The organism is Streptomyces sp. NPDC015032, from assembly GCF_043080425.1.
Classification (GTDB): Bacteria; Actinomycetota; Actinomycetes; order Streptomycetales; family Streptomycetaceae; genus Streptomyces.
In genome coordinates, this window is sequence record NZ_JBIBVN010000115.1 from 1 (window position 1) to 1,795 (window position 1,795).

Consider the following 1,795-nt stretch of genomic DNA (forward strand, 5'->3'; position numbering starts at 1 on the left):
GGATGCTGTTGGTTTATTCGGGGCCCGTCTGCTTCGCTCCGTCGATCTGGCGATCGGCGGAGCGAAGTGCTGCGAAGTGGCTGGTTCGGGTGCGGGCTCGTGGGGTGCCGGTGAGGTGGGCGTCGATTCGGGCGAGGTTGATCGCTGCGCCGGTGAGCTGGTGCTGAAGGCTGGTCTTCGCGAGGCCGCGGTAGCGGGATCTGCGCAGGCCGCAGCGGTTCACGGCCTGAGAGATGGCGCCTTCGACACCGGCGCGCATCTTGTAGCGTTCCTTCCACGCGTCGGTCTCCTGCTCGGCCCGGCGCTGGTGCAGGACCTCATGGATGTCCCGGTCCTGGAGGGTCAGCTTGCGGCGCGGTCCACGGGTGCAGGAGTCCTTGACCTGGCAGGGCCCGCAGTCGGTCTTCGAGAACTGCACCCGGATCTCGACCTTGTCCCGGACGGGTTCCCTCGCCCAGCGGGTGCTGTTCTTCCCGCCGGGACAGGTCACGGTCTGGCGGTCCCAGTCGATGCTGAACGCGCCAATGGGAAAGCCTGTCCCGGCGGCTCCGGCCCTGTTCTGCCAGCCGGTGCCGGGCATCATCGGCCCCACCAGCTCCACGTCGTGGTCGCGCCTGGCGGCCACGATGTGGCGGGCGGTGACGTAGCCGGTGTCGACCAGGTGCTCATCAGGAAGCAGCTCGCGCTCGGCGAGACCGGCGTGGACAGCGGGGACCAGGTCGAAGTCGCTGACCGTCGCCTCGGTGGTGGCGACGTTCGTGATCAGGTCCGGCGTGTCGGCCCCGCAGGTCTCGGTGAGGTGGACCTTGTATCCGTCCCACATCGTGTCGCGTTTGACGCTGCCGCGCGCTTCGATGTCATAGGGGGTGACCAGGCGCATCGCGCCTGGCGGCTGGTCTTTTGGGTCCCTGCGCCGCACCTCGCCCTCGACCAGATGGAAGTGCTGGACCCACATCTGGCGCAGGACTTCCACCTCTGGCACCGCCCGCAGCGCGGCAGCCGCACCGGGTGAGAAGACGGCCTCAAGCAGCCGCGTCCCGTCGGTTCCGATCCGCCGGCCGACCTCATCCCGCTTGGCCGGAGTCTTGGGGAACTGTGAGTCCTCGGCGCGGGTGGCGTAGTGCCGGAACCACTCCGGCTCGGCGACCTCGGCCAGCCAGCCGGGAGCGATGACGGCGAGCGTGTTCAGAGCCGCGCGCAGGGTCTCGGCGACCATCTCCAGCCAGCACATGTCCCGCGCCGCCGACAGCACGTGCGTGGAGTCGGTCCGGGCCTTGCCCCTGCCGGTGAGCAACCCCTTGTCCCGGGCCGCGGCGAGGATGCCGTCCAGCACCCTCCGCCCGGCGTCCGCCTGGACCAGCCGGTCCCGAAACTCCGACAGGACGGAGAAGTCGAAGCCCGGATCATCCAGCCGGAGCCCAAGGGCGTACTTGAAGTCGATCCGGGCCCGGACCGCATCCGCGACCTGCCGGTCGGTCAGCCCCTCCACGAACTGCAACACCAGTACCAACGCAAGGCGCCCCGGTGACCAGGCAGGCCGCCCTCGTGACGGGAACAGGTCCGCGAACTCCTCGTCCGTGAACAGCAGTCCGAGCTCATCACGGACCCGGATCGCCAGGCTCCCCTTCGGGAACGCGGCCCGCGCCACCCGCACCGTCTCCGCCGGGATCTCCCCAGATCCCCTCGGCTGCATCGACATCCGCACCCACCCCAAACGACAACGTCGGCCTTCAAGACCACAACCGGGTCTCGAAGGCCGACGTCACGCACGGCCCCGAATAAACCAACAGCATCC

General features: G+C 69.1%; 1 protein-coding gene. It reads right to left on the reverse strand.

All coding sequences use genetic code 11. From position 1 onward, the window contains the following. Positions 1-13: 13 nt before the first annotated feature. Positions 14-1,699: an IS1182 family transposase gene (locus ACF08M_RS41600; RefSeq protein WP_392190518.1), complete on the reverse strand. Its 1,686-nt coding sequence runs from the start codon at positions 1,697-1,699 to the stop codon at positions 14-16. Positions 1,700-1,795 lie beyond the last annotated feature (96 nt).